This window comes from Micromonospora sicca (assembly GCF_003172935.1).
GTDB classification, from domain to species: domain Bacteria; phylum Actinomycetota; class Actinomycetes; order Mycobacteriales; family Micromonosporaceae; genus Micromonospora; species Micromonospora sicca.
In genome coordinates, this window is the sequence record NZ_QGKS01000497.1 from 1 (window position 1) to 3921 (window position 3921).

The 3921-nt window shown below is 71.4% G+C and carries 4 protein-coding genes and 1 pseudogene; 4 read left to right on the forward strand and 1 reads right to left on the reverse strand.

Annotated elements, in window-relative coordinates; all coding sequences use genetic code 11:
- Window positions 1–545: pseudogene (locus DKT69_RS38735) on the forward strand (hypothetical protein); the annotation flags it as partial.
- 27 nt (window positions 546–572) lie between these two features.
- On the opposite strand, the gene DKT69_RS36105 reads toward DKT69_RS38735, so the two are convergent.
- Window positions 573–1193, reverse strand: coding sequence for a hypothetical protein (locus DKT69_RS36105; RefSeq protein ID WP_109805836.1), 621 nt, complete (start codon window positions 1191–1193; stop codon window positions 573–575).
- A 490-nt stretch (window positions 1194–1683) separates the two neighbouring features.
- Between DKT69_RS36105 and DKT69_RS36110 the strand changes: the two genes are divergently transcribed.
- The 3 genes from DKT69_RS36110 to DKT69_RS36120 all read left to right on the forward strand — a co-directional run.
- A complete protein-coding gene (locus tag DKT69_RS36110; protein ID WP_146231312.1) occupies window positions 1684–2577 on the forward strand; it encodes a MarR family transcriptional regulator in 894 nt (297 codons plus the stop codon).
- 94 nt (window positions 2578–2671) lie between these two features.
- Window positions 2672–3316: a GGDEF domain-containing protein gene (locus DKT69_RS36115; protein WP_109805838.1), complete on the forward strand. Its 645-nt coding sequence runs from the start codon at window positions 2672–2674 to the stop codon at window positions 3314–3316.
- 90 nt (window positions 3317–3406) lie between these two features.
- The coding region (locus DKT69_RS36120; protein ID WP_109805839.1) for a hypothetical protein at window positions 3407–3921 on the forward strand (515 nt) is incomplete at its 3' end.

The window sequence follows — 3921 nt, forward strand, 5'->3', positions numbered from 1 at the left end:
CCCCCACCCCGACCTTCAGCGCCTTCCTGCCCCTGCGACATCCAGACTCCAACCACCGGCGGCTGATCGACGTCCTGCGCGGCGGCCAGCGCCGGCACCACCACTGGCTGCTCCTCCACCCCCACACCCGCCCCGGCGAAGTCCTTTACTCCGGCCGCGTGCAGGTCCTGGACCACCGCGACGACATCGCCCCACCCGAGGCCCGGTGGCGCCCCCGGATGGTCACCTCGTCGCGGGTCGGCGACCAGGGCTACCCCGCGCTGGTCGCCGACGGCTACACCACCTCGACTGACAGCCTGATTTGCCGCTTCGACGCGCCCACGGCCCGACGCATCGCCGCCGACCTCGACGGCCCGTGGCGGTTCGACAGCATGCCCGGGCAGTACCCGCGGCTGCGCTTCAACGGGAGCACACTCCTCCTGCTTGAGGAGTACGACACCGGCGACCGGATCCGCCTCGACGTGGTCGACCGCTGCTATCCCGACCGCGACGGCTACTACAGCATCGGCGCCCACCTGTGGCTCTGGCACGACAGCGAAAAATGACCTGGTGAGGTCGCGTACCAGGTGGCGTCAGTCCGGGGCATGTCGAGGCTCGTACGGGCGCTGCCCGGCGATGTCCGGACGGCTCAGAATGTCCTCGACCGGCACGAGCTTCGGGTTGGTCGCCGGCTGTGCGCGCTGCCAGCGTTCCCGCCCCCGGTCGAATGCCTTGTTCACGGCGACAAGCGCCCCGAACATCGCCGCCTGAAGACCCTTGATCACCACGAGGACCTCCGCGGCGGCCCACCGTGCCGAAGGCTCGTCGGGGAATCGGAGCAGCAGGATCCCGAAGACCGCTGCCGCCACCGCGACGGCGTCACCTGTCCACCGGAGCGCCCGGAACCACCTGCCGCGCTTCTGCCGCTTCTCGGATCGGCCCGTTCGCAGAAAGGTGCCGAGTCCGGCGCTGCCTCGCCAATACCAGGCCGCAGAGAGCAGACAGGTGACGAGTTCCCACGCCAGGACTGCGGCGCCGATCCGCAGTGCGGTGCCGGCTGGGTCCAGCTCGTGGAAGCCGCCTACCCGGAGCGTGACGACGGTGACAGCGGTGGCGAAGACCGCGTTCACCACCGCCACCGCCCCGTACGTGCCGACGACGAATAGGACGCGTCGCAGCGGAGTTTTCAGGAACGCGTTGTCGTCCGTGGCCACAGCATCATTGAAGCGCCTACGCGCTCGGAACGGTGGCCTCCAGCTCACCGCCGGCGGGGCCGTCCCGAGCTGCTCACACTCACCCGGTGTTGGCAAGACCAGCAAGGGGTCGGCCCGCAGCTTGCGCCGCGGCTTACCGACGAATAGCGCATGTTTGGAATAGGTGCATTCCACCAATTTCCACTCGGATCCCGGCCCGATCCCGGATGCGTCTGGGCCTGACCGCGCTGACCGGCCGCGCCCGCCAGATTCTCTCCGTCGCCCACGACCGCCCGCACACCAGCCGGCGGACACCCCCTGCTGACCTGACACCCGCACGACCTGGCCGGTGCCCGGCCGCGCGATCCCGCGCATCCCCCGGCGCCTGCCGTACGGCCACCCGGGGCCCCACGGACGCCCACCATGGCGCCCGCCGTGACATTAGGCCGATCCAGGCGCGCTGGCAGCCGTACAAGGACGACCTCCGCGTCCCGAGACCCGGTCCTCGCACTTGATCACCGCCCCGGTCGAAGCGTGGATCAGTGCGCGGCCCCAACCCCGGCACCACTGCTCACGAGAAAGGGACACACCCATGACCGACACCCCCCACGAGACGGTTCCCACGCACAGCACGATCAAAGTGCTCGCCGCACTCGCCGAACTCGGCGAGGCCACCGCCGCGGCCGTGGCCGAGCACACCGAGCTCGGCTACTCCACGACCACCTCGAAGCTGCGCGCCTGGGAAGGCGCCGGGCAGGCGGAGCGGATGCGCACCGACGACGGGCGCGCGCTGTGGCGGCTGACCGCCGCCGGCCGCGCCGCCACCGCCACGACCGGCGAATCCGGCGGGCAACCTCCTGCCGACCCGGGTGAGCCCAACCCCAGCGTTGAGCTGAAGAACCCGGACGAGCGCAGCCGCAACGGTGACGGCCCGCTGGCCGCAGCGCCCGATGATCAGCAGGCAGGGGACGGCGACCACAACGAGCCGGCGGTGGTGGAAGCCGAACCCGTCGCGCCGCCGGCCGAGGATGCCACCACGCCCACTTCCGCTGATACCGGCAGCGCCGGTGAACCCCCGGCCGACCCGAGCCCGAATCAGGAGCCGACAGGTGGCGAGATCGTCGAGACACCGCACGCCGACGCCGCAGCGGCCAATGCCCGGCGAGCCGGCGGGTCGCTGCGGGGGGCGGTTCTGGACGTCCTCGAAGCCCATCCGGACCGGCAGTACAAGGTTGGCGAGCTGTGCAAGCTGATCGACGCCGCGAACGCCGGCACGGGCGCGGCGAAGGCCAGCGCGGGCGCGGCCGCCAACGCCCTGGCCAAGCTCGTCATCGCCGGGAAGGTCATCCAGACCGTGGAACGCCCGGCCACCTACCAGCTCGCCCCCACCAGTAGCGGCCAGTAACCGGCGTCTGTCCCCTGTAGCCCGAGGGCGGGCGTCGAAGTTTGGCGCCTCACGCCCGCCCCCGGTGCTCCTTACGAAGCAAGGAGCGACACGAGTGTCTCCCATCCTGCACACGATCGTCACCACCGTCGGCGGGATCCTCGCCGGCCTCGCCCTCGCTGGCGCCCTGCTGTGGCGCCAACACCACGCCCTCGAAGCGGCGCGCCACGACGCCACGCACGACGAGATCACCGGGCTGCCCAACCGGCGTCTCCTGCTCACCCGCCTGCGCGCCGCCCTCAACCACCACGGCTCCTTTGGGCTGGTGTTGCTCGACCTCGACCGGTTCAAGACGGTCAACGACACCTTCGGCCACGACACCGGCAATGTCCTGCTCGCGCAGGTCGGGCGGCTCCTCGCTGGCCTCGACGCGCCGGTCGAGGTCGCCGCGCGGCTGTCCGGCGACGAGTTCGCGCTGCTCGTCCGCGGTGACCGCGACGACGTGGCCGCCGCCGCCCAGGCCGCCTGGTCCAGCATCGGCGGCGCGCCGCTGCGCCTCACCGACGGCAACACGATCGAGGTCGGCGCGTCCGTCGGCTACACCCTCCTGCGGCTCGGCATAAGCCCACGGCAGGTCCTCGCCGAAGCCGATCAGGCCATGTACCAGGCCAAACGCCTCGGCCTCGGCGTGTGGGGCCACAGCCCGTTCACCGGAGCACCCGACTACGGGCGCAGCCGCGACCGACACCACCAGCACTGAAGCGAAACACGATCCGCATGCCCACCCGGGACCCCGCAGCCGCCGGCTGCGGGGTCCCTTCCCATTCCACCCCTAAAAAGGGAGACGACCGTGCTGTCCTTCCCCGCTGTCCACACCCTCGCCACCTGTCTACTCACCGTCGACGCCGACGCCGACGTCCTCGGCTGGGGTCGCCCCGCGACGCTGCTGCTGATCCACGACCGGCCCCTGCACCCCGACTGTCCGGCGAAGCTGCGCGCGATGCGCAGCGTCGAGTTCCCGCTGCACCCCGACGACCTGCTCACCGAACCCGCCGGGCTGCCCGCGCTGCTGCACCGCCTCGCCACCGGCCTCGGCCATCCGAACAGCAACGCCGCCATGCCGTATCGGGCCGCCCTCGACACCATCATCGGGCTTGTCCGCGACACCGAGCCCGACGCCCGGCTCCTGGCCTGGGCCGCCCTCTACGACGACATCCTCACCGTCTACGGCATGCCCCGGCAGGCGCGCCGCATCGACACCGTCGACACCGACGGCCGCGTCTACCAGCTCACCCACCTGCGCGGCGATGACCACCCCCTGCTGTCCATCGACGACACCCCCGACCCCGAGAACACCCCCGCCAC